Here is a 26259-nt window from a genome sequence, read left to right on the forward strand (position 1 = left end):
CGTGTTACTCACCCGTCCGCCGCTAACTTCCGGGAGCAAGCTCCCTTCTGTCCGCTCGACTTGCATGTATTAGGCACGCCGCCAGCGTTCGTCCTGAGCCAGGATCAAACTCTCCGTTAAAAGTGTTCATCCTAAGCTGTTGCACATTTTTTAAAAGCTGTGTCTAACTTCATTGACGAGATACCTTGTATCTCTTTTACGCTTGGCTTTTGTTCAGTTTTCAAAGAACTCGTTTTGCGACTTCATGATCTTACCATATTAGCAATCATTTGGTCAACATCTTATTTTTCAACGTCGTCGTTAGCGTGTTGCCTCGGCGACATGTAATAATATATCACGGTGACAATATGCCGTCAACACTTTTTATAAACTTTTTTTAAAACTATATTTTCATTAATCGTCCTTACGCTAATACTGTATGATAAAGATATGTTAAATTACGAAGAAATCGTTATAACTAGGTAAAATATCGTGCAAATATATATAGGAGCAATCCAACTTCCTACTTATTTCTATGTTATACTATAAACAAGTTTTTCAATAGAATAAACCTTCTAGATTATATTGGAGGAAAAGAGATGGGTTTAAAGTATTCGAACAAAATAAATAAGATTCGTACCTTTGCTTTAAGTCTTGTTTTCATTGGCATATTAATTATGTATATTGGGATATTCTTTAGAGATTATCCAGTTGTGATGATTATTGCCATGATTCTTGGCTTACTCGCTGTTATCGGGAGTACCGTTGTTTATTTCTTTATCGGGATGCTTTCTACAAGAGCCGTTCCTGTTGTTTGTCCTTCTTGCGAGAAGCCAACAAAAGTTCTAGGCCGGGTCGATGCTTGCATGCATTGCGATCAGCCTTTAACAATGGATCGTTCTTTAGAAGGACAAGACTTTGATGAATCTTATAATTCTAAGAAAGCTAGTCACCATGAAGCATAAACGAAAAAAATGTCACTTCAATATTGAAGTGACATTTTTTAATGAGATGTTTTGCACGTCGTGCACGTTCCGTAAATTTCCATCCTGTGATTTTCAATTTCAAATCCAGTTACATGCTCAGCTAACGTCTCTACTTCGTCTAAGCCTGGATAATGGAAATCAACGATCTTTCCACAGTTCTTGCAAATAACATGATAATGATTTGTTGTCACGCAATCAAAACGGCTCGATGAATCACCATAGGATAACTCTTTAACAATGCCGACTTCCTTAAAAACTCGTAAATTATTATAAACAGTCGCTACACTCATATTCGGGAATCGACCTTCTAAAGCTTTATAAATTTCATCTGCAGTGGGATGCGCTTTTGTTTCATATAAAAATTCAAGTATTGCGTGACGCTGTGGTGTCATACGCACACGAGTGCTTTTTAGCGCATCAATTGCTTCAACTAAGCTTTGACTAGCCATAGAATGCACCCTCACTTTCAATAAAAACTATTCTTTCTTTAGACTTATTATAAGTTGTAACAGTTATTTTAGCAAGCAACGATTATTTAAGATCGTATTAAAAAGCTACTCTGCATTGAGAGTAGCTCGAACATTATTACAGTTGATCTTGTAGTAAGAGTGGCGTTGCGTTTGCTGCTGGTAATAGAAACGATGTAAAGCGATGCGTTTTTTTATCTTTACGTTGCTTACGCTTCTCCACCTCTAAACAAGCGTCTTTTAAAGATTGTTGAAGTTGCTCAACATCGGTTTCGTGAACACCAAAGAGAAAGGTTGTACTTCCCTTTTTTAGAAATCCACCTGAACTAGATAATTCCGTCATCCGATATCCTTGGTCTCTTAATTCTCTCTCGACATGGTCTGCATAGAAATCTTCTATAATACAAACGAGTAACTTCATCGTCGCTCCTCCTTCAGTACCCTTTTCCTATATGTACTTCATTAACATAGTTCTCTTTTCCTTCTATAAAAAGAGAAAGATTTTCTTCAAAAATCCTAAGTGCCCTTTGCATATAGAAAGAAGTTGATGCTGAAATGTGGGGTGTGATCGTTATTGATTCATGATTCCACAAAGGGGACTCCTTCGGCAAAGGTTCTTCATTGAATACATCTAAGTATGCGTGTTCTAGATCTTCTGATTCTAACGCATTTACTAAGTCTTTTTCAATAACCGCATTTCCTCTGCCTAAATTGATTAATACGGCTCCAGATTTTACAGCATGAAAAGCGTTTTGATTTAAAATGCCTTCTGTACTGGATGTAGCAGGCAAGACGTTTATTAAAAAGTCAGCTTGACGTAGCGCTTTCTCCCATTCATTCATTGGGTAGACGGAATCAAAATAATCAACAGCCCTTCCGTCTGTATTTACGCCGATCCTTTTCATCCCGAAAATTTCTGCTCGTTCAGCAATTTTGCTTGCAATTGCGCCAGTCCCTAGCAAAACAACCGTTAAGTCCGTTAGTTCTGTTGGCTTGATCTTTCTTGCCCACTTTTGCTCTACTTGTGCTTTGTGATACGTTTTTGCTTGTTTCACATAATCAAGCATCATCCATATGGCATGTTCAGACATAGGAATAGCATGAATGCCGCGGCTGTTCGTTACGCGTATTCCTCTCTCTTTAATTTGTTCAAAAGGCAGTCTCTCCACTCCAGCGGATAACACATGAATCCACTTTAACTGCGGCGCTTGCTCCAGTATGGCATCCGTCAGATCCTCTCCAAACGTCACTAAAACCGTAACCTCCTTAAAAGAAGGTACCTCTTCTATAGAAGAAACGAAGGAAAAGGTCGTATCTTGATAAGTTTCTCTTAATTTAGTTTGTCGGTCTTCCTTTTGATTGACGACAAATAGTACATGTTCGTTCATGATGACATGCCTTTCACGTAGTCTAATACTTCGCTAACATGATCTTTCACTCGAACACCACGCCACTCTTTTACCACATTAAATTGTTCATCGATGACAAACGTTGAACGAACAACCCCCATATACTCTTTTCCAAAATTCTTTTTCAACTGCCATACGCCGTATGCGTTTGCTGCAGTTAATTCTTCATCTGCAAGTAAAGGAAACGATAAACCATGCTTTTCGGTAAACTTCTCATGACGATGTACTGGGTCTGGACTGATTCCAATTACAACGGCATTGTGTTCTTTAAATTGTTCTGCTTGATCTCTAAAATCGCACGCTTGCGTTGTACAACCAGGCGTCATATCTTTTGGATAAAAATATAAAACAATCTTTGATCCTTTATAATCAGATAACGTGATCGTTTGATCCTCAGAAATTGGTAATGTAACATCTGGCGCTTGTTTTTTCACTAAATCCATCTTATAAACCCCGCTTTGTATTTTTTATTAGCGTAGCCGATTTTTACGCTTTCTTCAATCAAGAACCCCTGCCACATTTCATCTGACTAAATCTCGAACATATGCTATCATAGTTGAGTACAAAATATGTGCGAACTACAATGGAGGGTTTTATGAATCGCGACACATCCGAAATACACTATAAAGAAGCACAAGACTTAATCGTAGGCGGTGTGAACAGCCCATCCCGAGCATATAAAGGGGTCGGGGGCGGAACACCAGTGTTCATGGAGCGTGGAGAAGGCGCTCATCTTTATGATGTTGATGGAAACAAATATATCGATTATTTGGCTGCATATGGGCCGATTATTACAGGGCATGCTCATCAAGAAATTACACAAGCGATCCAAGATCAAGCTGCTAAAGGCGTTCTTTACGGTGCCCCTACAAGGCTTGAAAATGAATTTGCCCAAATTTTAACTGAAGCCATGCCTTCATTAGAGAAAGTGCGCTTTGTCAATTCAGGTACTGAAGCCGTGATGACAACGATTCGAGTAGCTCGTGCTTATACAGGTAGAGAAAAAATTATTAAATTTGCTGGTTGTTACCACGGTCATTCAGATCTTGTCCTTGTTGCTGCCGGTTCCGGACCGTCCACATTAGGGACACCTGATTCAGCAGGTGTAACACAAGGAACAGCAAAAGAAGTCATTACGGTTCCATTTAACAATAGTGATGCCCTTAAAGAAGCCTTAAATAAATGGGGCGATGAAACAGCAGCGGTTCTCGTGGAACCAATTGTTGGGAACTTCGGAATCGTCGAGCCAGAGCCGGGGTTTTTAGAAAAAGTAAATGAATTAACTCATGCGGCTGGTGCGCTTGTCATTTATGATGAAGTCATTACCGCTTTCCGCTTTATGTTTGGAGGCGCGCAAGACCTACTACATGTTAAACCAGATATGACGGCACTCGGAAAAATCATCGGCGGCGGTCTTCCGATTGGCGCTTACGGTGGCCGAATGGATATTATGGAAACCGTCGCACCACTCGGACCTGCTTATCAAGCTGGAACGATGGCTGGAAATCCAGCATCTATGACTGCCGGGATTGCTTGCTTGAATATCCTAAAAAGAGAAGGCACGTATGATAAACTTGATGAATTGGGCATGGAGTTAGAAGAAGGGCTACACCTTGCAGCCGCGAAAACGAATGTGCCCATTACAATTAATCGTCTAAAAGGTGCGTTAACAGTCTTTTTTACGGAAGATCCTATTTTTGATTATGAGGGCGCATCCAATACAAATGGCGAGCAATTCAGCATGTTCTTTAAAGCGATGCTTGATCAAGGTGTTCATTTAGCTCCTTCAAAATACGAGGCTTGGTTCCTCACAACTGCTCACACAAAGAAAGATATTGAAGAAACCATTGCTGCGGCTGAAAAAGCATTTAGTATCGTTGCCGACTCTTTTTATAATTAAATTGTTTTTTTGTGCGTAAAAGGTCATCATTTTGCATAAGAGTAAAGAATACGTCTAAAAAGGATGACTAAAAGAAAGGAAACATCCGTACATGAGACTTGGAGCACGGATATTAAAAACAGGCTTAGCTGTTGTACTAGCTCTTTATTTAGCCAGATGGCTTGGCATTAACCCGCCAACGTTTGCAGCAATTGCAGCAGCTTTCGCCATTCAACCATCGTTATTTCGGACTTTAAGAACATTTAGCCACCAAGTTCAGGCGAATCTAATTGGAGCAACGATTGGTGTCTTATTCGTAATGACTTTTGGCCACGAGCCGTTTGTTGTCGGGGTTGTGGTCACACTTTCGATTGCGATCTTTATTAAGCTTAAATTAGAAGCTGCAATTATTCCGACAGCGATTGTGACGATTATTATTATTATGGAAAGTCCTTCTGATAATTTTCTTCAATTTGCATTAGAGCGATTTTCTGCTGTATTAATTGGAATTGTCGCTGCTTTCCTTGTTAATCTAGCTTTCATTCCACCAAGATATGAAAAGAAAGTATTTGACAAGGTGACTACAGTGACGGACTCCATTCAAGAATGGCTGACGCTACTTGCCCGACATGACGCAGACACAATCGCATTACGTGAAGATATTAAAAACCAACGCACGGAACTTGATAAAGCAAATCAACTTTTTTCTCTTTATCGGGAGGAACGTAATTATTTCCGTGCAAAAACGTTTACCCAAAGAAGAAAAGTCGTTGTCTTTAGGCAAATGATTCAAGCAACTGAAAAAGCGTACCAAGCACTTGAAGCGATTGAAAAACGGTCGGAAGACTATTTACAACTGCCTGATAATGTCCAAAGCCGAATAGAAGAACAGATTCTAACCTTAACCGATTACCATCACCGAATTATTCTTCGGTACAACGGGAAAGTCAACACCCATGCAACTGACGAATATGTTGACGAGATTGAAAAAGGCCAATCAACGATGACGAATTTATTTGTCACGTTGTATGAAGAAGAACAATTTGATTTATCTCAATGGCACAGTTTCTTACCAGCAATCTCTGCACTAATTGAGTATCAACAAGAGCTAGAACATTTAGATACACTTGTAGAGAATCATCATACTCATGCACCAGATGACGAAAACGATTAAAAATCCAGGAGGAAGCCCTCCTGGATTTTTACATTTCTTGAACGCTATAAAGTTTATAGTATGCTCCCTGTTTCTTCATTAATTCCTGATGGGTTCCTTGTTCTTTTACGGTTCCTTCTTCAATTACAACAATTTGGTCTGCATTTGTAATTGTTGATAGACGGTGTGCGACAATGAAGGTTGTTCGATCTCTTGCTAAATCTTCTAAAGCCTCTTGAATATAGTGCTCACTTTCGAGGTCTAGCGCAGATGTCGCTTCATCAAAAACAAGAATCGGTGGATTTTTTAAAAATACACGTGCAATTGCAATTCGCTGCTTTTGACCACCTGAGAGCTTAACGCCTCTCTCCCCTACTTCCGTATCATAGCCTTCTTCAAGCCCCATAATAAAATCGTGTGCATTCGCTGCTTTTGCCGCCACCATCACTTCTTCATCAGAGGCATCCGGATTTCCAATCTTAATGTTCATTTTCACACTATCGCTAAATAAAATATTGTCTTGTAGAACCATGCCAATATTGTCACGCAACGTTCTTACTTGAAGATCGCGGATATCTTTCCCATCAAGTAAGATCCGACCTGATGTCACATCATAAAACCGCGGAATTAAGCTAACTAACGTACTTTTTCCACCCCCGCTCATTCCAACGAATGCAACAGTTTGTCCGGCAGGTATATCCAAACGAATATCTTTAAGGATCGCATGGTCATCGGTACTATACGAAAACGAGACACGGTCAAACGTTACTTTTCCATCAACTTGAGTTAATGGTGTAGCGCTTGGTTTATCCGTTATATCATATTTCTCATCAATGAATTCAAACACTCGGTCCATTGATGCAATCGACTGGGTTAACGTTGTGGATGAATTGACTAATCGTCTTAGTGGCCCATATAAACGTTCCATATAAAGAACAAACGCACTCATCACACCTATTTCTAGATTGCCTTGCAGCACAAATAAAGCCGAAACAAATAAAACTAACAACGGTGCAACATCGGTTACCGTATTAACAACTGCAAACGTTTTTGCGTTCCACTTCGTATGATCCAATGCTTTTGTTAAAAAGTTTCTGTTGCGATGCGAAAATTGATCCTGCTCATAGTCTTCATTTGCGAAACTACGAATAACGTTCATTCCTTGCACGCGCTCATGCAAATGCCCTTGAACATCCGCCAGCGCCTGCGAGCGCACTCGAGTAAGCTTTCGTAAATGTTGATAAAAATATTTAATGGAAAACCCGTAGAACGGAAACATGGAAATTGCTACAAGGGTGAGCCAAACATTCAAATTCAACATAATAATAATGGCAATAATAATCGTCGCTAAATCTAACCACACATTCATTAAACCAGTGATAACAAAGTTCTTCGTCTGCTCCACATCATGAATGACGCGGGAAATAATTTCGCCTACTTTACGATTTGAGTAAAAACGCAAGCTTAATTTCTGTATGTGCGTAAACAAGTGGTCGCGAATGTCGAATAAAATTTTATTCCCAATCCATTGTGCAAAGTATTGTCGGTAATATTCAATCGGCGGACGTAATACGATGAAAAGAATAGCCATGCCACCAATAATCCAATAAATTTGTGAATATTGGTCACTTGAAGCCATTTCTTCGTTCAATAAAATGTCGTCAATGATATACATCATTGCTAATGGAAACAGCAACGGAATACCAAATTTCATAATGCCGATGATAATTGTAAAACCAATTTGTTTTTTATACGGTTTTACAAAGAACATATAGCGCTTAATCGTATTCAACATAAACCTCTTTTCTAAGTAAAAGGAAGCTCGTTCTCACAAGCTTCTTTTACCGATACTGCAAGTACCGCTCATACCAACTTTCTACAAATTGTGGCGCAAACGGACCTTTTCTTTGGTGAATCCAAGATATTAATTCGTCCACACTTCTTCTAAGTATGCCATCTAACTCTGGCGGATAATTCATCAATTTACTGTGTAACTCATATTCATCTTCGTCTAGCAGCTTCATCGTCATATCAGGATACACTTTAATATCCAAGTCATAATCAATGTATTTCAGCGCTTCTTCATCCCACGTGAACGGTGTGCCAATATTACAGTAGTAATAAATGCCGTCCGCACGAATCATTCCAATCGTGTTAAACCATTGGTCCGCATCAAAGTAGCAAATTGCTGGTTCCCGTGTTCGCCAATGTCTTCCGTCTGATTCGCGGACAATGATTCGGTCATTTCCCGCGATCACAACTTTAGAAGAACCTTTCAAAATCGTGGTATCTTCCCAGATCCGATGAAGTGTACCATTATGTTTATAACTTTGTATTTGGATGGTGCTGCCTTCCTTAGGAAAGCTCATACGAAACTCCTTTCGTCTTTATTTTTCACGAAAAAATTTCTATTCAACTCTACTCTACATATACATTATACAATGTTCATTCTTTATTTAAAACGTAAACACTCTATAACGCAAATATAGAAGAAATATGACATAAAAAAACACCTTTTTTCCGAATGGAAAAAGGTGTTCTTTTGCGCCGAAACGCTACAGCAATTACTGTTGGTTTTTCTTAGAAGCAGATTGAGCGTTTTGCTCTTTTACTTCTTGTACATCAGTTTCAGATGCGAATTCAGTGTTGTACCCTTGTTCAGAAGCTTGGTTTTGCTTCTTCACTTGGTTTTTGTTTGTTTTAGATGCTTTGTTGTTCATGGTTATCACCTCCACGCTAATTAAGATGTCCCGTAGAGGTAATGTTTATGCAAACTTTTTTTAAGCTAAAAGAGAAATTCCACCATCGACTATAATCGTTTGCCCACGAATCATGCTGGAGTCGTCCGATAATAAAAACATCACCGCTTTTGCTAAGTCATCTGGTTCAACCATTCTTCCTGCCGGAGTTCGTTCCGCAGCGTCTTTTAATAATTGTTCTCGGTTTGGAAAATGGGTTAAGGCATCTGTATCCACCGCTCCACCAGAAACCGCATTAACAATGATTCCTTTTGGCGCCAATTCAACCGCAAGATAACGCGTTAACGATTCAACTGCTGCTTTGGAGACACCAACGGTCGTGTAATTTTCTAAATAACGAATCGAACCAAGTGAACTTAAGCTAACAATTTTCCCTCCGCCAGATACTTCCATGCGCTTTGCTGCCTCTTGCGCACAGAAAAGCAGTGCTTTTGCGTTAATGTCCATAGTCCAGTTCCAATGACTTTCTTCCAGTTCCATTAAAGGACGTAGTACGCCAGATGCCGCATTGTTCACAAACACATCTAGACGTCCAAAATGTTCATCAATTTGTGTAAACATCTCTTTTATTTTATCTTGCTTGCCAACGTTTGCTTTTATCGTTAATACTTCAACACCTAATGCACGAATTTCTTCTGCAGTTGCCTCTGCTTGCGAGCGGCTTCTTGCAAAATTAATGACGATATTATGACCTTGCTTAGCAAGTTTAATGGCAATTTTCTTTCCAATTCCTCGGCTACTTCCAGTCACTAATGCTACTTTTCTTTCCATATGTAATCCTCCCAGTATTTACTGTCTATTCAGCTCATTATAACGTATAGCAAAAGTTTAGAACAGCCAATCTAAGAAGAACAGGAGGGATCATTCATGTACGTAGGTCGTGACTTAAGTGAATTAGAAAACATTCAACCATCTGACTGGACGGACAAAGAATTAGCGTTTTTCCATCATGGTATGCAGCAAATGACCGCTTATTTAAATGTTCAAGGAAACTCAAAACACCGGGCAATTATTGAAGAAATTGAAAACCGTGGCGGGTTACATCATACGGCAACTTGGACGAGCGGGACGGAAGTTCATTACGATTAAGGAGAATAACAATGGATAATCAAAAACAACTTTATTACGTGAACTTAAATCCAATTAGCATGGATAATATTAGCTTAACGGAAGTGGATGATGGGCAATTAATTGAATATGAAATTTCAGCTACAGAAGCAGAAAAAGAGCAGCTTGAGCGCTTAATTCGTGAAGTGCATAAACACGATGTAGAGCTTGGGAATCTGTTGAGCTTTAAACATTTTGATGATTTAACGGCTGATGCAGATAAAGATGAGTTTCAAACAGGTATGAACGATATTTATGAGGAAATCTATCGACTTGGCACAGACGAAACAAAGCAAAAAGTATCTGAAATTCATTTGCAAAATGAAGATGACAACACGCCAGGGTTATAACCTTAAAAAATCGACGGATGCTAATTAGCCCCGTCGATTTGCTCTGTTCTACATATTCATTTTTGATTGACCGCCGTCTACTTGTAAGCTTGATCCAGTCACCCAGCTTGCTTTTGAAGACGCCATAAACACGACAACATCAGCAATTTCTTCTGGCGTACCGAATCGGCCTGCTGGAATATTTGCTTCAACAAAATCATTGATTTTCTCAGGATTCTCGTCTAATCGTTTTTGCCAATTCCCAGTTGGGTGCAAAATACTTCCTGGCGCCACACTATTTACACGAATGCCTTCCTTCATTACTTCATCAGCGAGCGCTTTTGTAAAGCTAATCAACGCTGCTTTTGCATTGTTGTAAGTCGCCTTTCCTCCAGATTCCCGTCCAAATATAGAGCTCACTTGAATAATCGCCCCTTCTTTGTTCGCTTTCATTCCTGGAAGTACTAGTTTCGAAAAATGAACAGCAGAAAAATAATTTAATTCAAAGGCTTGATGAAAATCATCAAGCGTCGTTTTTTCAATTTCTGCTCCGTTGCTTCCACCTGCGTTATTAATTAAAATATCAATTGGTCCAATGCTAGCCGTCACTTCTTTAAAAATGCGTTCCCGTTCTTCAAATTTAGTAATATCACCTAAAATAATAGGAATGTCTTCAGAAAAGTTATCGACCTCATGTCTCGCACATACCGCAACTTTACAGCCTTCTGCTGCGAAAGACTCTGCAATTGCTTTTCCAATTCCTTTCGTGCCACCAGTGACAAAAACCGCTTTTCCATTCAATTGTAAGTTCATAGTAACTCCTCCTCTAAACAATAACTCAATAGCTTTTGCTGTGACACAGGAAAAGCAAACTGCTCAAGTTCATGTTTCATTACCGCTTTCCACTCTCGCGGCATTTCTGCTTGTTTAACGTGTCCGATATACAAATCAATTTCCCAAATAATATGGCTGAAAACATGTTTCACGTGAAAGTCTAATGGCTTAAGGCTTGAATTCATTCCATAAGTTTTTGAAATAGCTGCTTGTCCGTCTTTAGTTGATTGAGATTTAGGCAACATTGGCAGTTGCCACAATCCTGCTAATAATCCTTCTGCAGGACGTTTTTCAATATATAATTGCTTGTTTTCATCTAATAAGACAAAAGCATCTAAATCAACCGTTTTTGCTTTTTTCTTTTTACTTTTGACTGGAAGATCCGCTTGGGTGCCTAAATAAAATGCATCGCACTGTTCGCGTACAGGACATAATAAGCAGCCAGGTGATGTAGGCGTACATACAAGTGCACCCAACTCCATTAATCCTTGATTAAAACTAGAAGGATCATCGGCATAGATAGCTTCATAAAGAATGGCTTCATGTTTTTTTCTCGTGCTTGGTTTGGCAATATCATCGCTCAAATTAAAAACTCGAGACAGTACACGCATCACGTTGCCGTCTACAGCTGGTTCTGGTAAGTCATAGGCAATACTTAGCACCGCTCCTGCGGTGTAAGGACCAACGCCTTTTAACGATTCAATTTCTTTTCGATTTTTAGGAACTTCGCCACCATAGTGTTCCACCACTTCTCGCACGCCTTTTTGAAGATTGCGAACCCGTGAGTAATACCCTAATCCTTCCCATACTTTTAAAATCTCTTCTTCTGAAGCGTATGCTAGGTCTTCCATTTCCGGAAACAAACGCATAAAACGTTCATAATATGGGATGACAGTATCGACTCTCGTTTGTTGGAGCATCACTTCTGAGACCCAAACTCGATACGGATCTTGTGAGGTTCTCCATGGTAAATCTCGTTTATGTTCATTGTACCAACTAACTAAATTGGTTTGAAACGCATTAATTTTAGCTTGATTTTGTTCTAGCAAAGAATCACCTGCTTATCTTGACTTGTTGCTTTGTTACGTTCATCATGAAAAGATGCTTAGTTTACTTCATGACGGGTATAACTATAGCATAACTAAAATGAATCTGTAACAAACAATGCGACGGTTTTGTTTTTAACTTCTAAAGGAGGATGTTTAAGAGAATGGATACATCCACACATATTGTTATGGGTGTAGGATTGGCTGGACTTGCGACGTTAGATCCAAACGTCTCATCATCTCCTTATATGGCAACAGCCGTTTTAGCTACCACTTTAGTGGCTTCAAACGCTCCAGATTTTGATACGATACTTAAATTACGAAACAACGCTGTTTACATTCGCCATCATCGAGGACTCACCCATTCCTTACCCGCTCTACTCCTTTGGCCTTTTATTGTATCAGGAGGATTAATGCTTTTCTTCCAAGATGCGTATTGGCCAACAATGCTTTTATGGGCAGCAATTTCTGTCTTTCTGCATGTGTTTGTTGATATTTTTAACGCATACGGCACACAGGCTTTAAGACCTGTTACGAATAGGTGGATTGCTCTTGGCGTAATTAACATATTTGACCCTGTAATATTCGGAGCTCATATTGCAGGTATTCTGCTATGGATATTTGGCGTACCACCTGGCCCTACATTCGCTGTCATTTACTTTTTGCTTATCTTTTATTACCTATGGAGGTATTCTCAAAAGCAACAAGTCGTTCGTCAAGCGAGGAATATTCATCCAACAGCTTCACATATTTTTGTTTCACCGACGATTCGCTGGCATAAATGGCATCTCGTTATTCGTACACCTGACATGCTTTACGTGGCGCAATCAAAAGATCGTGTGATTCACTTTTTTGAAAGCTATACGTTTGACCCCATTCCGACTGATCCAGTGATGCAAGCAGCTCGATCTGACAAGAATTTAGCCGCCTTTCTTTCCTTCTCGCCAACGTATCGATGGGAAATGGAAGCAACAGATGAAGGAGGTTATGAAGTTCGTTTCGTTGACTTGCGCTATCGCAGCAACGGGTATTATCCATTTGTCGCTATCGTAAAAATGGATGCACAATTGAACATTATGACGTCTTATACAGGTTGGGTATATAGTGAAGAAACACTCAGAAAAAAATTGAAGATTATCACGTAGTATGGGTAATATTCCCTTCAATAACTTCAACATTTTTTGGTCATATTAGTAGTAAGCCGATATGGCGAGGGGGTTTCACGAGTGCGAAACAAAGCGAAAAACTTTCCAAATCCGATTTCGTTTGATGGCAATAAAGCCAACAACGCTGATGCACACGCATCAAAGCGTCCGGATGGCTCGATTAACGACCGTCCAAAAGAACGAATGAGTTCGTCCAACCACTTTAAAACGTTTTAATACTGGGAGGAATGATTCATGGGTAAGGAACAAAATAAATCGCATTTTAACAGTTTGTACCGAGATCCGTTCATGTCACCGCGTGCCAATTCTAAGCACGCTTTCCACCAAGTGAATGGTGAAACTCAACAAAGCCAACACAATATCGTGCTTGAAGCGCAGATGCGTAAGCGTACCTAGCGCTAAAAAAGAGGCTTTCTAAGAAAGCCTCTTTTTCTATGCATCCATTGTAATTTTATCCGCTAACAATGAGATTGGCACTCCTGCAAGCTCTCGCTCACCTGAACGATAGCCCCAGGCAAAACGGCCATTCATATAAGAGACTTCAAAAATCGTGACCCCGTCCTTCATACGATATGCGTGTCCAGGCTCAATTGAATCTGGATTTATCAAATATGACTGAGCTAATGTTTTTCTTCTTTCATAAACTGCAAACTCATTCATATTTCCTAGCTGTTCCGCTTTTTTCGCTTTTTCATTTAACATTGAAATCTCTAACTTTAATTCGTACTCATCCATATCGCTAAAACGCTTTTCCATTACTCTGACATCCCCTTTAATTTATCATCGACAAAAGCTTTTGCATCTTCAAACGAAAAACCTTTGCGGTAAAGCGCTTGAATCATTTTTTGTTTTAATTCAAAGGAATCACTGTATTTTCTTTCATACGTACGAAATAACTTTTCCCCTTGATAATCAAGCGCTGCTCGCTCTTCTTCTATATCCTTTTCATCATCCAATGACTTCAGAAACTGAGTAATCGCTTCAAGCGTAAACCCTTTTGAAATTAATTGCGTTTTCCATTTGTTTATTTGTTGCTGCTTAGAAAATTTAGATTGTCCACTCTTTCGGTCTTGCTTTTCCTTCCACAATAGAAGTTGTTCCACTTCCCATGTGACATCATATTCACTTATTGCCTCATCACTATGCTGATCACTAACACCTTTTACATAAAGCTGTTGCTTTAATTTTGTTGGTCCGATAAAACCTTGATTCGCTTTAGAACGAACAAAAGCGTGCGCAAAAGCTAAATCGTCGATCAGTCGCTCTTCTTTCAAACGTAAAACAGCTTGTTTTATATGCTCTTCTTCACGGTCTTTCGACCTTAAATAGTCAACAATCTCTTTTTCCGAACGCATTCGATAAGATAAGTAGTGAACAGCTAAATGAAACGTCTTTTTTGCTTCATCCGCATCAACAATTGTTTTCATAAATGCTTCATCAAGTTCAATTCCTTTACGAAGTCCATATTTAATTAAAACAGCTTCATCAACACTAAAGGAATAACGCTCTACTTCGTTCTCCAAAACAAAGATATTGTAGCGCTGCTTTGCTTTTTTTTGCACAGTAATTTTAGAAATAGTCGTCAAACGCTCACCCCCTCTTTTTAAAAAGCATCCTGATATGACGTGTATTTGTTCCTATAAAGGGTATAAGTAGTAATAAATGAACACCAAAGGAGCCGTAAAATGAACATTGCTATTACTGGAGGTACGGGATTAGTTGGTCAAAAATTAACGAACTTCTTAGTCGAACAAGGACATTCCGTCACTATTTTAACTCGAAATGTGTCAAATAAGCAAAACAAAGAAAACGTAAACTATGTCGAATGGTTAAATCCGAACGCTTCTCCTGCAGACCAGTTAGAAGGGACTGATGCGATCGTCAATTTGGCTGGTGAGTCCATTATGGGGAGATGGACCAAGCTAAAAAAAGAACGAATTTTATCCAGTCGATTAGAAGCAACCACGGAACTGCTTTCAATCATTAAACAATTAAAGAAAAAACCAAAAGTTTTAGTGAATGGATCCGCTATGGGCTATTACGGACATTCAGATTCTAGGCAGTTTACCGAGGAAGACCGACCAGCAAACACCCCTTTCTTAGGCGACGTTACGCAAAAATGGGAAAAATCCGCTTCACAAGCTACAGAGCTAGGCATACGTACCGTTTATGCTCGAATTGGCATTGTGCTCGATGCAGATGGAGGAGCCCTTCCGAAAATGCTGCTTCCTTACAAGCTCTATGTAGGTGGAAAAGTAGGTACAGGAAAGCAATGGATGTCCTGGATTCATATCGATGATTTAATTCGACTGTTTACATTTGCAATCGAAAATGAACAGCTTTCAGGTCCATTAAACTTAACGGCGCCCCATCCTGTTCGCATGCAACAACTGAATCGAACTATTGCAAAAGTCACCGGCCGACCTCACTGGATCCCAGCTCCTTCTTTTGCAATCAAAACAGCACTCGGTCAAATGAGCACCCTTATCCTTGATGGCGCCTATATCTTTCCGCGAAAAGCAATTCAACACGGGTTTGAATTTCACTATGACGATCCGGAAAAAGCACTTCAGCAGTTGTTAAATTAAACAAAAAAAACGCATGGAATCAGGAATGTGCTGAGACCATGCATTTTCTTAATGAAGAAGCACTTTCTGAAATTTAATACTTTGTTCTTCAATCCCTAATTTTTTCAGAAATTGTTCCGCTTGTTTAAGCGTATCGAGCGGATACTGTGTTTGACAAAGTTGCGTTGCTCGTCGAAGACTTTCCTGGAATTGTTTATTTAACGCTAAATCACGCTTCACGTTATAAATCGCTTTCAAAACTTTTTCATCACGCTCAAAGCTAACAAATCCCTCTGACTGATTATAGTAAACAATCAAAGGCACATGGGTATGGGGATGAATAATATGTGTCTTAAATAACTGCATGGCTCCTCACACTCCGTGGTCATTTTCTTTTATCTTATGTAACGATTGTACCACGGTTAAAGCAAATGCCTAGGTTAAACAATTTTTTACTGTACCCCGCTTTCAATTAGCGAAAAGCGTTGATTAATCGGATCAAGCTTGGCTCGTACACCAATCGGCATAACGCACTTTGGTTCGTTATGACCAAAACTTGCATTATAAAGAACCGGCAGGGATTCTAAGTTGTTTTCCTTTAGTACTTTTAAAATCGGCGTTTTATACGCTTCATAATGCACTTCGCCTTTAGGTTTTGCGAATACTAATCCATTAAGGCGCTGCAAAATACCTCTTACAGCATAATTTCGGAAAATATCCTCTATTAACCATGGTGGTGCTTGTACTTCTGATGTTTCTAAGAACAAGATTGCGTCATCAAAACACTCGTCTTCCGGAAACAAACTCGTACCTCTCGCTATTTCTAACACATCTAAACAACCACCAATTAACGGACCAGTTACAGCTTGGCCTCCTTGCAAAAACTCATAAAATTTATTCGGATACATCGTTCTCGGTTGATTTTTACAATCCGGATCAAACCAATCCAATCTCTCTGATGTCCAATGAGAAGAAGGCTTCACTTCACCGACTGGCACATTGGAAAATAAGCTCTGTTCAACACTTTCTTTTGTATACGTCATTAATCCACCTGTCTCCGCAAAATCGGTTAATATTGCAGGACCATAGAAGCTACCGATACCAGCTTTCAAGCAAATCAAATGCGTAATTGTTGAATCAGAAAAGCCAATAAAAATCTTAGGGTTTTTCTTGATGAGCTCATAATCGATATAAGGAAGCATTCGAATACTATCGTTTCCACCGATGTTACTAAAAATTGCTTTAATTTCTGGATCAGAGAAAGCGTCCATTAAATCTTGTGCTCTTTTTTCTGGATGCTCATACACTTCATTTGGAGAAGCAAGCGTATGCGGCATTTCTATAACCTCTAGCCCGAAAACCGACTCTAATACATGTTTTCCTCTTTCATATCGGTAGCCGAGTCCAGGTTCACCTGCACCTCCCCAACTCAAACTAACTGTTGCAACTCGATTTCCCCTTTTTAACGCATGAGGTTTCATTAAATTTAACATGACCGTCCCCTTTCTTTTTATTAGATAAGTGATCGTAATTGAATAATCGTTTGAATTCCAAATACACCAGTAATAAAACCGAATGGTTTCTTTCCATACTTCCGTCAAACAGGTAAAATAAGTGTGATATATATTTTAGTGAAAATTCTTTAATTAGGTAGGTACACACTCGATGAATCGAAAAGACTTTATGATGTTCGTTCTTTTTCTTATCGGCCCGACCATAGCTTTATCTTCTGTACTATTCCCGATAGAATGGATCGCAAGAACGTGTTCAAGTCTAGGAAACACAATGTTTATATTGACTATTATTTTCTATAGAGAGATTCGAACTTCACTTCATAAAAAGCTCAAACAAAAACAATAGGTGCCTTCACGATTGTTTCTCATCAAAATGCTTCACAAGCTTCAAAATGCCGATCACGATTGTCACTATAAAAAGAATGCTTATCACGAGTGTTATGGGGTGAAACATCCATGATAAAGTTGGAATCTGTAAATCGAATTGATCCATTATTCCCCCTCCAACATTTGTCTTTTATTTCAGCCTATTATAAACAGAAAAATAGATCAATAGTAACTCTCGTTTTAAAAACATATGAAATTAATACAAGCTGGAATTTTTTCAATGTCTTAATTTGTCGATTCACTATGAATGATCACCTAGTTCCTTTATACTTAATGCATCATACATAAAAGGGGAATTTCTTTTGAAAAAACAACATCTATTGCTTTCACTTGGGCTTGTTAGCGCTATCACACTTGCAGCTTGTGGAGATACTGACAACACTGAAGACCCAGCGAATGATACTGAAGGTTCAACTACAGAAACAAACACTGAAGCAACGGACGACGAAAATGACAACACTGAAGAAGAAAACACTACCGACGAAGATACAGAAGCAAACGATGGTGATTGGGAAACAGCTGTAGGTGAAACGATTGAAAATGATGGCGGGTCATTTACGCTAGTTGCAAGAGAAGACAATATTGATACAGTCGAAACAGGTCCTATGACTTTAGACATCCCACAATTAAATGTTCAGGACGTAAATTTATCAGGCGACCTTTTAGACTTTATTGAGTTTGAGCCAACTGGAATCATTCAAATCGATATGGAAGTGAGTAATACATCCGACGATGACATCAACTTCTATCCAGATCAAGCAACCATTACAACAAATACTGGTGAGCAACTCGAAGCGGATCTATGGTTTTCAGATCACATTGGCGGAGAATATTTAGGTGCAGTTAATAAAAGCGGCTCTGTCTATTACCTCTTAGAAAATTCAAATCCTGAAGACATTGACACAATCCGAATTACGATGAGTGCGCCTCATACTTTAGAAGATTGGGAAGATGTTGGAGAAGCGGTTGATTTTGAAGTAAGCATTAATTAAAAAAAGAGCCCTTTGCGGCTCTTTTTTTTGTACTCCTTTAAGCGGGTCATTCATAAGATAAAAAGAGCAAAAACCCGGTATCTACAGGGTTAGCTCGGTCACACTTTCAACTTGTGCCGTCCATGGGAACATGTCCACAGGCTGAATGTTTTTGATTTTGTATCCTTTTTTCATCAAGTCTTGCACATCTTTCGCAAGCGTAGATGGATTACAGGAGACATACACAATTCGCTTTGGTTTTGCTTTTAGAATGGATTGGATGAGCTTTTGATCACAACCGCTACGTGGCGGGTCAACGATGACCACATCTGGTTTAAAGCCCTCTTTTAACCAGATCGGCATCCATTTTTCAGCTGTTCCGACTTCATAGGTTGCGTTCAGATCATGCTGCTTAGCATTTTTTCGTGCATCTGTGATCGCTTCTTTTGTCGTATCCATTCCTCTTATTTCTTTTGCGTCACTGCCGACCCATTGTCCAATCGTCCCTACCCCACAATACGCATCGACTACCTTTTCTTTCCCTGTTAATCGCGCCGCTTTTTTTGCTTCATTATATAGATTCACCGTTTGAGTAGGATTTAACTGGAAGAATGCGCGTGCGGATAAATCAAATGCAAAGTCACCTAACCGCTCATTAATCGTCTCTTCACCATCAAGATGAATCGTTTGCTCACCAAAAATGAGAGATGTCCGTTCATGGTTAATGTTCTGCATAAACGACGTTACTTGTGGCAGCTTTTCACGTACATGTTTAACGAGTAAATCTTTTTTTGTTAACTCTTTTGTGCGAGTTACGAGTACAAGCTGTACTTGTCCAGTTTCAAATCCAACTCTTGTTACGATCGTTCGAACTTGACCAGCATGTTTCTTTTCATCATAAATCGCGATATTTAAATCTTGTAAGATGGTTTTCACAACTTGAGTGACGTGATTTAATTCTTTATGCTGAACGAGACACTCAGATAAATCGATTAATTCGTGTGTACCTTCTTTGTATAATCCAGCAGCTACGCGCCCGTTCATTTTTCGCGTCTGCAGCTGACTCTTATTCCGATAATACCATGGATTTTCCATACCGATTGTTTCTTTTAACGGTAACTGATCATCGGGAATTTTTGTGTAGCGATAAAAAGCTTGCGCCACAATGTCTTTCTTTCCTTTTAACGACGCTTGATAATCCATATGTTGGAGCTGACATCCACCACATTCATCATAAATCGGACAAGGAGGCGTTTGGCGATCTTTCGAAGGGACTCTTAGCTTACGAATTTTCGCTTCTGTAAATCGTTCATTTGCTTTTGTCACTTCCACGACGGCTTCTTCTCCTGGCAAAGCGCCTTTAACGAACACGACTTTTTTCTTGAAATAGCCGACGCCTTCCCCATTAATGCCTAATCGTTTAATTGTAAGTGGAAAGCGTTGACCCGGTTTTATTTGAATACTGCTTGTCTTCTTTTCATTCATAAATATTAAATTTTTTCCTCCTAATAAAAAACCCTAGTGTATTGCGCTTTTCTTTTATCTAGTATAACAAATTTTTGGCGCCTTCCTAAACTTTCTAATTCATGTTGTGCGAACTTCTGATAGAATGTAGAAATAATTGTGTTCGGAGGTGGTGATAAGTTGTCTATTCCTACGGATATAGCTTCTCTAAAAATAATGGCTCATGTATACAAAAAACAAGACACAGATTATGTATTTGAAAAAACGGTGGAGAGTTTAGTTGACACGGTTCCTTACATTGATTGGGTTGGCATTTATATGTATGAAGATTTAAACCACAATCTTGTAGCTGCATCTTGCTTTGAGAATGATTTGCGCTGGGAATGCAATGGAGAGTTAAAATTTCCAGTAAAGAACGCTTCTAGCACGGAAATTGGCATGATGGTTGTACGCACAAAAGAAACAATTGCATTTGATGTGACCGACCTATCGACACTTGAAACGATTGCAAGCGCAATTGCTTACGATAGCCAAATGAATTAAAAGGAGTTGCGATTTCTCGCAGCTCCTTTTTTTTAAAATAGTGTCTGATGCATAGCTAAGTCATCTAAGCTTTTAAACGTGTACCCCTGCTCCTCACAAGCATCGATAATATCTCCTAAGGCGGCTGCATTATCAGGTGAAACAGAGTGAATAAGCATAATCGCACCAGGATGTATCCGTTTCATCACTTGCTCAAAAGCATAATTCTTCCCTTTTGGCTTGTCTACTTCCCAATCTTTGTAAGCAAGGGACCAAAATACATTTGTATAGCCAAGTTCTTTTGATAGCATGAGCGTCCGTTCACTAAATTCTCCTCTAGGTGGACGCAAATAGTGCATATTTTCTTCGCCTGTAATTTCCGTAAACATGGCTTTAACCGATTCAAGTTCTTCTTTTAATTTATTGTCATTAGTCGATGGTAAACTCGGATGATGATACGAGTGATTTCCGACAATATGGCCTTCTTCTACCATACGTTTTACTAAGTGGTCAGCTGTTTTTAAATAATGACCTGTAACAAAAAAAGCACCAGGGACGTTTTTTTCTTTTAATACATCTAATACGGTTTCTGTATATCCATTCTCATAGCCGTTATCAAATGTTAAATATAATGTCTTTTCGTTCGTATTGCCAATAAAATAGCCTTCTGACTGTTGTAATAATGCTTTATAGTTTTCTTCTGTATCGGCAGGTGTATGTGTCGGTGCAGGTTTGTAACTCCAGTTGAATGTTTTGTTATCGTATGCGAATGCAGGCGAAACGGCAGTTACAATGATTGACACAACGATAAAAAATAACGCCATTTTATGTTTCATCTACGTCTCTCCTTCAATTGAGATTCCTTTTTACTTAGTATGAGAAGGCAAAGGAATTTCTATGCGATTTACATATCTTTCGTTTTTTTTCGACTTGCAAGTTAAGTTGGGCTATGGTTTGATTGAATGTGGTGTATGATTTGATATTGGAGGCACATGAATGTTTAAATGGACAAATTTTTTTCGCGGCTTTGCTATGGGAATTACTGAAACTGTACCTGGCGTAAGCGCGAGTACAATTGCGATGTTAATGGGTATTTATGAACGATTGCTTAGCTCATTAAGTGATTTAACGAAAGGTAATATTAAGCGTGCTCTGGGCTTCTTAATCCCATTAGGAATTGGCATGGTATTAGCTCTTCTTATTACCGCAAATATCATTGAATTTTTACTAAGTGAACATCCGATTCCAACAATGTTTTTATTTGTAGGACTTGTCATGGGTATCCTTCCTTTTTTATGGCGATCGGCTCACTCAGAGACAAACAAATCGTTTAAACCATACCATTACGGGTTAATTGTACTTGCATTTATATTAATTGGTTTAACGAACTTCATTGGCGAACCTGTAGAAACGGTTATTACTACTTTTAACGCGACAACGTATGCTTACTTATTTTTCTCAGGTGTGATCGCCAGCATGGCACTCGTTTTACCTGGCATTAGTGGTGCGTTAGTGTTAATGATTCTCGGAGCGTATCATACGGCAATCGCTGCACTCGGGTCATTGAATCTGCCGGTTATTGCAGCAATCGGTCTTGGTGTTGTTGTGGGGGTTTTATTTACGAGTAGAATCATTCGTTATTTCTTAAAAACGTACACGCAAGCTACCTATTCGATTATGCTTGGCTTAGTGGCAGGATCGCTTCTCGTTATTGCACCATCAGCGTTACCCGATACCTTTATGTATGGACTCGTTTCTTTCTTTACATTTTTAGCTGGACTCGTCACCGCTTTAACATTCGGACGAGCTGAACGAACATAGGAGAAACAACTGATTCTATAAAACTTTTTTGAATTGTTAATCATTTTCAAGAAATTGTTTGACGCCATTATGATCTTGCCATAAAATATAAGTACTTAATGATGAGAGCGGGGTGATTCGATGGTGGAGAGTATAAAGTAGATAGAAAAACGGTTAAAGCGTGCAACAACCGTTTGGAACTTCTCGTTTGCTTTCCTATCGAGTCGGGCTTCCGCTATTCTTGCGAAACCATCTACTACACATAATCACATTGTCAATGTACGCACTTCGTAACCGTTGTAAGTATAGAATACGCGTAAGCCTGTGGTTCCAAACTAGGAAAACGATAAACAATCCTATTTTTTGAACAATACAGGAGGTGACTCCCTCTTAACGAGGGGAATATTTGGACATACAACAGGGACTTAGCCTTATCGCCGTGGCGATATTAATTGGATTAACCGCTTTTTTTGTGGCATCAGAATTTGCAATTGTAAAGATTCGCAGTACGCAACTTGAACCTCATTTGGAAGCTGGAAAAGCATCAGCGAAGCATGCAAAGAAAGTAACCACTCATTTAGATGAGTATTTATCTGCTTGTCAACTTGGAATTACAATTACAGCATTAGGGATTGGGCGCTTAGCTGAACCAACATTTGAACAAATGCTGCACCCGTTTTTTGAAGGTGTTGTTCCACCAGCAATGGTAACCACAATCGCTGTTATTGTTTCGTTTAGTTTTGCGACCTTTTTACACGTTGTTATAGGTGAGCTAGCTCCTAAGACGATTGCCATTCAACGAGCAGAACAAGTTACTCTTTTGATTGCCCGTCCACTTGTTTGGTTTTACCGTTTACTTTATCCTTTTATCTGGGTTTTAAACGGTTCGGCCCGAATCTTAATTAAACTTTTAGGGTTTAAACCAATGTCAGAGCATGAAGTTACCCACTCTGAAGAGGAATTGCGTTTGATTATTTCTGATAGCTACAAAGGTGGCGAAATTAATCAGTCTGAGTTTAAGTATGTTAGCAAAATATTTGACTTTGATAACAGGCTGGCAAAAGAAATTATGGTTCCGCGAACCGAAATTTCAGCCATTTCCATTGAAGATACTTTAGACGATAGCCTTGCAATTATGCGTGAAGAGAAGTTTACACGCTACCCTGTCGTAAACGGTGACAAAGATAATATTTTAGGGATCGTCAATGTTCGAGAAGTGTTAACCGACATTGTGTCACCTGAAGTAACAAAAGAAGTAAAATTAGAACATTACATTCGCCCGGTGATTAGCGTTATTGAATCCATTCCGGTGAATGATCTGCTCGTTGAAATGCAAAAGAAGCAGACGCACATGGCCATTCTGTTTGATGAGTACGGCGGTACAGCTGGATTAATTACAGCTGAAGACATTATTGAAGAAATCGTTGGAGAAATTCGGGATGAATTTGATGTTGAAGAAGATCCTCTTATCCGTACCATTGATGAAGACCATTACTTGTTAGATGGAAAGACGTTGATTTCTGATGTGAATAAGTTGCTACACGTTGAATTAAATGAAGACGAAGTTGATACAATTGGTGGTTGGGTCTTAACAGAAAAGTACGATATTGAGGTTGGAGAAACGATGACATTTGACGATTATGCTTTTACGGTCAAAGCCTTCGACGGTCACCAAATCAAGCTGGTTGAAGTCATAAAACATTCTGATGATAAAGATGTGGAAGATCAATACCAAGCGTACGGCACATCCTAAAAATACTAAAAAAGGACGTTCATCAAATGATGAACGTCCTTTTTCCGTTAAAGAATGCCTTTTTTTGCTTGATGGTCAGCTTTTATCGTCTCAAGGTGGGCAGTACGGTTTGTATATTCAATATAAAAACGATCTGCCTCGACATCCCACTCAACGAGCGTGACACTCGTGTTTCCAATCACAAACGGACGATTAACGTCTCCCCAATTCGCCCCCGCAATCAGATACGTAAGCAGCGTGCTTATAAATCCTCCGTGAGAGACAAGTAAGATCGCTTCGTCTTGTTGATGATGCTCTTTTAACATGTGCAAAAGCTGTTCACAGCGAAGACTTAACGCTTCTGTTGTTTCAGCACCTTCTGCATCAGAGCCAACGAGAGGTTTTCCTTTCAAATGAGGGTATTGCTCAAAAATTTCTTCTCTGGTTTTTCCTTGTAAAACGCCTAAATGCACTTCTCGTAATAAAGCGGTTTGTGTTAATCGATGATTTAATGGATTTGCAATAGTTTCAGCTGTATGAAGCGCTCTTGATAAATCAGATGTGTACACGTCATCTATAGGAAGGGTTTGACAAAATTCAGCTACTGCTTTTGCTTGAATATGCCCTAATTCACTTAAGGGAAAATCCATACTTCCTTGAATTTTTCCTTGTTTATTCCCTTCTGATTCCCCATGACGAATAAAATATAGTTTCATCGTTCCTGTTCTCCTTTAGGCGTTTGGCCAATCTCTACGAAACTGCTTGATCTTCACTTCGATATCATCAATCATTTTTAAAATGGAGTCCAACTCTTCTACATTTGCCGACTCTGCATCCATTCCATCAATAACGGAAGCCAGAAGCTCAAATCGTTTCTGCAAATAATCAAGTTGTTCATTCTTTGTTGATATGGTTCCGCCCATTTTATCTCTCTCCTCTGTTTAACTAGCAATGGATTAAGTGTAACAAAGTATGCATATACTCTCAAACAGTCTTTTGTTTCTTCGCAAGATACGATAAGATAGACGATGTAGTAAAGGAGCATGATTGTTATGAGCATAAAATATTCTACAACGATTACACCCGAAAATGATCCATGGGAAGCTTATCATGATATGCACGAAACCGGTGAACTTTCTCTAACGAATATAGAAATTACCACGACAACGTTATGCAACATGAGATGTGAGCATTGCGCTGTTGGCTATACGCTTTCGCCAAAAGACCCTGATCCTCTGCCGTTAGAGCTAGTGATTAAGCGTCTTGATGAGATCCCAAACCTTCGAGCATTTAGTATCACTGGTGGAGAACCGATGATGTCGATGAAGTCCGTTCGAGAATACGTCGTTCCACTCCTTAAATATGCCCATGAAAGAGGAGCAAAGACGCAAATTAATTCTAATTTAACGATGCCTTTAGAGCGCTATGATTACATTATCCCTTATTTGGATGTGCTACATATTTCTCATAACTATGGAAGTGTTGAGGATTTTCATTTGATTGGCTTCGCTCACGCTGAGCGTAAACCAGGCGAGAAACAACGAGAAGCAATGTTTCAACGTATGATTGATAATGCGAAGGCGCTAACAGCGAGAGGCGTCTTAGTCTCCGCCGAAACGATGATTAACCGTCGCACCTTGCCACACTTAGATGCGATCCATAAACAAATTGTCGAGATGGGCTGTCAGCGACATGAAGTCCATCCAATGTACCCAAGTGACTTTGCTTCCGCTTTAGAAACAGCTTCTCTTGAAGATATTCGCACAGGGATTCATCGTCTGTTAGATGTTCGTGACCCTGATGTTTGGATGTTATTTGGTACACTACCGTTCTATCCGTGCTTAGATAACCAAGACGATTTGGCTTTACAGAAACGTTTATATGCAGAAAAGAATGTGACCGTTCGAAATGATCCAGATGGTCGCTCTAGACTCAATATTAATTTGTTTTCTGGGGATATCATCGTAACGGACTTCGGTGATGCTCCTGACCTCGGAAATATTCAAACGTCGTCTTTACCAGACGCTTATTTAAAATGGAAAACGTCGTCATTAAACGCTGAGATTTCCTGTCATTGTCCTGCTGTTAAATGTCTAGGACCGAACTTACTCGTTCGAGATGCTTATTATCAAGACATTGATTTCACTACAAGACACTCAAAAATTTGATGGTCACATTCGATTAGCTC

33 protein-coding genes and 1 rRNA gene are annotated in these 26259 nt (G+C 39.3%); 14 read left to right on the forward strand and 20 right to left on the reverse strand.

The features are described from left to right. Nucleotides 1-120, reverse strand: a 16S ribosomal RNA gene (locus ACE1TH_RS18050); the annotation flags it as partial. A 458-nt stretch (nt 121-578) separates the two neighbouring features. Here ACE1TH_RS18050 and ACE1TH_RS18055 point away from each other — a divergent pair. Beyond that, nucleotides 579-944, forward strand: coding sequence for a YgzB family protein (locus ACE1TH_RS18055; RefSeq protein WP_255224968.1), 366 nt, complete (start codon nt 579-581; stop codon nt 942-944). A 38-nt stretch (nt 945-982) separates the two neighbouring features. Here the strand turns inward: ACE1TH_RS18055 and perR are convergent, their stop codons facing one another. From perR to bcp, 4 genes are all read right to left on the reverse strand, one after another. Next, on the reverse strand, nt 983-1414 hold the full coding sequence (gene perR / locus ACE1TH_RS18060; RefSeq protein ID WP_099304934.1) for a peroxide-responsive transcriptional repressor PerR: 432 nt from the start codon (nt 1412-1414) through the stop codon (nt 983-985). Between the two features lie 136 nt (nt 1415-1550). After that, the gene (locus ACE1TH_RS18065) at nt 1551-1853 is read right to left on the reverse strand and encodes a cyclic-di-AMP receptor (RefSeq protein WP_099304936.1); all 303 of its coding nucleotides are present in this window, start codon (nt 1851-1853) and stop codon (nt 1551-1553) included. Nucleotides 1854-1866: 13 nt separating this feature from the next. Continuing rightward, nucleotides 1867-2820 carry an NAD(P)-dependent oxidoreductase gene (locus ACE1TH_RS18070; RefSeq protein WP_099304938.1) on the reverse strand — a complete coding sequence of 318 codons (954 nt, stop codon included), beginning with the start codon at nt 2818-2820 and terminating at the stop codon, nt 1867-1869. After that, nucleotides 2817-3284 (reverse strand): thioredoxin-dependent thiol peroxidase, encoded by a 468-nt coding sequence (gene bcp, locus ACE1TH_RS18075; RefSeq protein WP_099304940.1) that lies wholly within the window; start codon nt 3282-3284, stop codon nt 2817-2819. Before bcp ends, ACE1TH_RS18070 begins: the two co-directional genes overlap by 4 nt. 152 nt (nt 3285-3436) lie before the next feature. Here bcp and ACE1TH_RS18080 point away from each other — a divergent pair, with 152 nt between their 5' ends. Then, nucleotides 3437-4741 (forward strand): glutamate-1-semialdehyde 2,1-aminomutase, encoded by a 1305-nt coding sequence (locus ACE1TH_RS18080; protein WP_099304942.1) that lies wholly within the window; start codon nt 3437-3439, stop codon nt 4739-4741. A 91-nt stretch (nt 4742-4832) separates the two neighbouring features. Continuing rightward, nucleotides 4833-5894, forward strand: coding sequence for an FUSC family protein (locus ACE1TH_RS18085; RefSeq protein WP_099304944.1), 1062 nt, complete (start codon nt 4833-4835; stop codon nt 5892-5894). Nucleotides 5895-5922: 28 nt separating this feature from the next. Here the strand turns inward: ACE1TH_RS18085 and ACE1TH_RS18090 are convergent, their stop codons facing one another. The 4 genes from ACE1TH_RS18090 to fabL all read right to left on the reverse strand — a co-directional run bounded on the left by ACE1TH_RS18090 (nt 5923) and on the right by fabL (nt 9403). Then, the gene (locus ACE1TH_RS18090) at nt 5923-7665 is read right to left on the reverse strand and encodes an ABC transporter ATP-binding protein (protein WP_099304946.1); all 1743 of its coding nucleotides are present in this window, start codon (nt 7663-7665) and stop codon (nt 5923-5925) included. A gap of 49 nt (nt 7666-7714) precedes the next feature. After that, nucleotides 7715-8242, reverse strand: a complete 528-nt coding sequence (gene ntdP, locus ACE1TH_RS18095; RefSeq protein ID WP_099304948.1) for a nucleoside tri-diphosphate phosphatase — start codon at nt 8240-8242, stop codon at nt 7715-7717. A 195-nt stretch (nt 8243-8437) separates the two neighbouring features. Next, a complete protein-coding gene (locus ACE1TH_RS18100) occupies nt 8438-8593 on the reverse strand; it encodes a gamma-type small acid-soluble spore protein (protein ID WP_099304950.1) in 156 nt (51 codons plus the stop codon). Nucleotides 8594-8653: 60 nt separating this feature from the next. Continuing rightward, nucleotides 8654-9403 (reverse strand): enoyl-[acyl-carrier-protein] reductase FabL, encoded by a 750-nt coding sequence (gene fabL, locus ACE1TH_RS18105; RefSeq protein WP_099304952.1) that lies wholly within the window; start codon nt 9401-9403, stop codon nt 8654-8656. Between the two features lie 96 nt (nt 9404-9499). On the opposite strand from fabL, the gene ACE1TH_RS18110 reads away from it, so the two are divergent. Together ACE1TH_RS18110 and ACE1TH_RS18115 are read left to right on the forward strand one after the other, a co-directional pair. Next, complete coding sequence (locus ACE1TH_RS18110; RefSeq protein WP_099304954.1) at nt 9500-9721, forward strand: cytosolic protein; 222 nt, start codon at nt 9500-9502, stop codon at nt 9719-9721. Nucleotides 9722-9732: 11 nt separating this feature from the next. Continuing rightward, the gene (locus ACE1TH_RS18115) at nt 9733-10089 is read left to right on the forward strand and encodes a hypothetical protein (protein ID WP_099304956.1); all 357 of its coding nucleotides are present in this window, start codon (nt 9733-9735) and stop codon (nt 10087-10089) included. 48 nt (nt 10090-10137) lie between these two features. Here the strand turns inward: ACE1TH_RS18115 and ACE1TH_RS18120 are convergent, their stop codons facing one another. Both ACE1TH_RS18120 and mutY read right to left on the reverse strand, forming a co-directional pair. Next, nucleotides 10138-10881: an SDR family NAD(P)-dependent oxidoreductase gene (locus ACE1TH_RS18120; protein WP_375079680.1), complete on the reverse strand. Its 744-nt coding sequence runs from the start codon at nt 10879-10881 to the stop codon at nt 10138-10140. Then, the gene (gene mutY, locus ACE1TH_RS18125) at nt 10878-11951 is read right to left on the reverse strand and encodes an A/G-specific adenine glycosylase (RefSeq protein ID WP_255224966.1); all 1074 of its coding nucleotides are present in this window, start codon (nt 11949-11951) and stop codon (nt 10878-10880) included. The genes ACE1TH_RS18120 and mutY overlap by 4 nt, the downstream gene beginning before the upstream one ends. Before the next feature lie 161 nt (nt 11952-12112). Here mutY and ACE1TH_RS18130 point away from each other — a divergent pair, with 161 nt between their 5' ends. From ACE1TH_RS18130 to ACE1TH_RS18140, 3 genes are all read left to right on the forward strand, one after another. Then, nucleotides 12113-13093: a metal-dependent hydrolase gene (locus ACE1TH_RS18130; RefSeq protein ID WP_375079681.1), complete on the forward strand. Its 981-nt coding sequence runs from the start codon at nt 12113-12115 to the stop codon at nt 13091-13093. A gap of 81 nt (nt 13094-13174) precedes the next feature. Next, nucleotides 13175-13330: a small, acid-soluble spore protein K gene (gene sspK / locus ACE1TH_RS18135; protein WP_099304964.1), complete on the forward strand. Its 156-nt coding sequence runs from the start codon at nt 13175-13177 to the stop codon at nt 13328-13330. Nucleotides 13331-13348: 18 nt separating this feature from the next. Further along, the gene (locus tag ACE1TH_RS18140; RefSeq protein WP_099304966.1) at nt 13349-13510 is read left to right on the forward strand and encodes a YpzG family protein; all 162 of its coding nucleotides are present in this window, start codon (nt 13349-13351) and stop codon (nt 13508-13510) included. 36 nt (nt 13511-13546) lie between these two features. Here ACE1TH_RS18140 and ACE1TH_RS18145 read toward each other — a convergent pair whose 3' ends face one another. Both ACE1TH_RS18145 and recX read right to left on the reverse strand, forming a co-directional pair. Continuing rightward, nucleotides 13547-13870: a YfhH family protein gene (locus ACE1TH_RS18145; protein WP_099304968.1), complete on the reverse strand. Its 324-nt coding sequence runs from the start codon at nt 13868-13870 to the stop codon at nt 13547-13549. Next, complete coding sequence (gene recX / locus ACE1TH_RS18150; RefSeq protein ID WP_375079682.1) at nt 13870-14700, reverse strand: recombination regulator RecX; 831 nt, start codon at nt 14698-14700, stop codon at nt 13870-13872. Before recX ends, ACE1TH_RS18145 begins: the two co-directional genes overlap by 1 nt. 99 nt (nt 14701-14799) lie before the next feature. On the opposite strand from recX, the gene ACE1TH_RS18155 reads away from it, so the two are divergent. Continuing rightward, entirely contained in the window at nt 14800-15702 is a 903-nt protein-coding gene (locus tag ACE1TH_RS18155) for a TIGR01777 family oxidoreductase (RefSeq protein WP_099304972.1), read from the forward strand. A 48-nt stretch (nt 15703-15750) separates the two neighbouring features. Here ACE1TH_RS18155 and ACE1TH_RS18160 read toward each other — a convergent pair whose 3' ends face one another. The 3 genes from ACE1TH_RS18160 to ACE1TH_RS18170 all read right to left on the reverse strand — a co-directional run bounded on the left by ACE1TH_RS18160 (nt 15751) and on the right by ACE1TH_RS18170 (nt 17688). Continuing rightward, nucleotides 15751-16047: a hypothetical protein gene (locus ACE1TH_RS18160; protein ID WP_099304974.1), complete on the reverse strand. Its 297-nt coding sequence runs from the start codon at nt 16045-16047 to the stop codon at nt 15751-15753. An 86-nt stretch (nt 16048-16133) separates the two neighbouring features. Further along, on the reverse strand, nt 16134-17174 hold the full coding sequence (locus ACE1TH_RS18165) for a S66 family peptidase (RefSeq protein WP_375079795.1): 1041 nt from the start codon (nt 17172-17174) through the stop codon (nt 16134-16136). A 373-nt stretch (nt 17175-17547) separates the two neighbouring features. Continuing rightward, the gene (locus tag ACE1TH_RS18170) at nt 17548-17688 is read right to left on the reverse strand and encodes a hypothetical protein (RefSeq protein WP_176554467.1); all 141 of its coding nucleotides are present in this window, start codon (nt 17686-17688) and stop codon (nt 17548-17550) included. A gap of 196 nt (nt 17689-17884) precedes the next feature. Between ACE1TH_RS18170 and ACE1TH_RS18175 the strand changes: the two genes are divergently transcribed. Next, on the forward strand, nt 17885-18574 hold the full coding sequence (locus tag ACE1TH_RS18175; protein ID WP_099304978.1) for a hypothetical protein: 690 nt from the start codon (nt 17885-17887) through the stop codon (nt 18572-18574). Between the two features lie 81 nt (nt 18575-18655). Here ACE1TH_RS18175 and rlmD read toward each other — a convergent pair whose 3' ends face one another. After that, a complete protein-coding gene (rlmD, locus tag ACE1TH_RS18180; protein ID WP_099304980.1) occupies nt 18656-20038 on the reverse strand; it encodes a 23S rRNA (uracil(1939)-C(5))-methyltransferase RlmD in 1383 nt (460 codons plus the stop codon). Between the two features lie 159 nt (nt 20039-20197). Between rlmD and ACE1TH_RS18185 the strand changes: the two genes are divergently transcribed. Further along, a complete protein-coding gene (locus ACE1TH_RS18185) occupies nt 20198-20560 on the forward strand; it encodes a GAF domain-containing protein (protein ID WP_099304982.1) in 363 nt (120 codons plus the stop codon). A 32-nt stretch (nt 20561-20592) separates the two neighbouring features. On the opposite strand, the gene pdaA is transcribed toward ACE1TH_RS18185, so the two are convergent. Then, nucleotides 20593-21375, reverse strand: a complete 783-nt coding sequence (gene pdaA / locus ACE1TH_RS18190) for a delta-lactam-biosynthetic de-N-acetylase (protein ID WP_099304984.1) — start codon at nt 21373-21375, stop codon at nt 20593-20595. Nucleotides 21376-21535: 160 nt separating this feature from the next. Between pdaA and ACE1TH_RS18195 the strand changes: the two genes are divergently transcribed. Together ACE1TH_RS18195 and ACE1TH_RS18200 are read left to right on the forward strand one after the other, a co-directional pair. After that, entirely contained in the window at nt 21536-22360 is an 825-nt protein-coding gene (locus ACE1TH_RS18195) for a DUF368 domain-containing protein (protein ID WP_099304986.1), read from the forward strand. Between the two features lie 385 nt (nt 22361-22745). Next, a complete protein-coding gene (locus ACE1TH_RS18200; protein ID WP_375079683.1) occupies nt 22746-24092 on the forward strand; it encodes a hemolysin family protein in 1347 nt (448 codons plus the stop codon). A 47-nt stretch (nt 24093-24139) separates the two neighbouring features. On the opposite strand, the gene ACE1TH_RS18205 is transcribed toward ACE1TH_RS18200, so the two are convergent. Both ACE1TH_RS18205 and ACE1TH_RS18210 read right to left on the reverse strand, forming a co-directional pair. Next, a complete protein-coding gene (locus ACE1TH_RS18205; RefSeq protein WP_255224958.1) occupies nt 24140-24787 on the reverse strand; it encodes a histidine phosphatase family protein in 648 nt (215 codons plus the stop codon). A 15-nt stretch (nt 24788-24802) separates the two neighbouring features. Next, entirely contained in the window at nt 24803-24994 is a 192-nt protein-coding gene (locus ACE1TH_RS18210; protein ID WP_099304992.1) for an SE1561 family protein, read from the reverse strand. A 129-nt stretch (nt 24995-25123) separates the two neighbouring features. Between ACE1TH_RS18210 and yfkAB the strand changes: the two genes are divergently transcribed. Beyond that, the gene (gene yfkAB, locus ACE1TH_RS18215) at nt 25124-26239 is read left to right on the forward strand and encodes a radical SAM/CxCxxxxC motif protein YfkAB (protein WP_099304994.1); all 1116 of its coding nucleotides are present in this window, start codon (nt 25124-25126) and stop codon (nt 26237-26239) included. Nucleotides 26240-26259: the final 20 nt, after the last annotated feature.

The sequence above is a fragment of the Shouchella sp. JSM 1781072 genome (assembly GCF_041949915.1).
Classification (GTDB): Bacteria; Bacillota; Bacilli; order Bacillales; family Bacillaceae_D; genus Shouchella.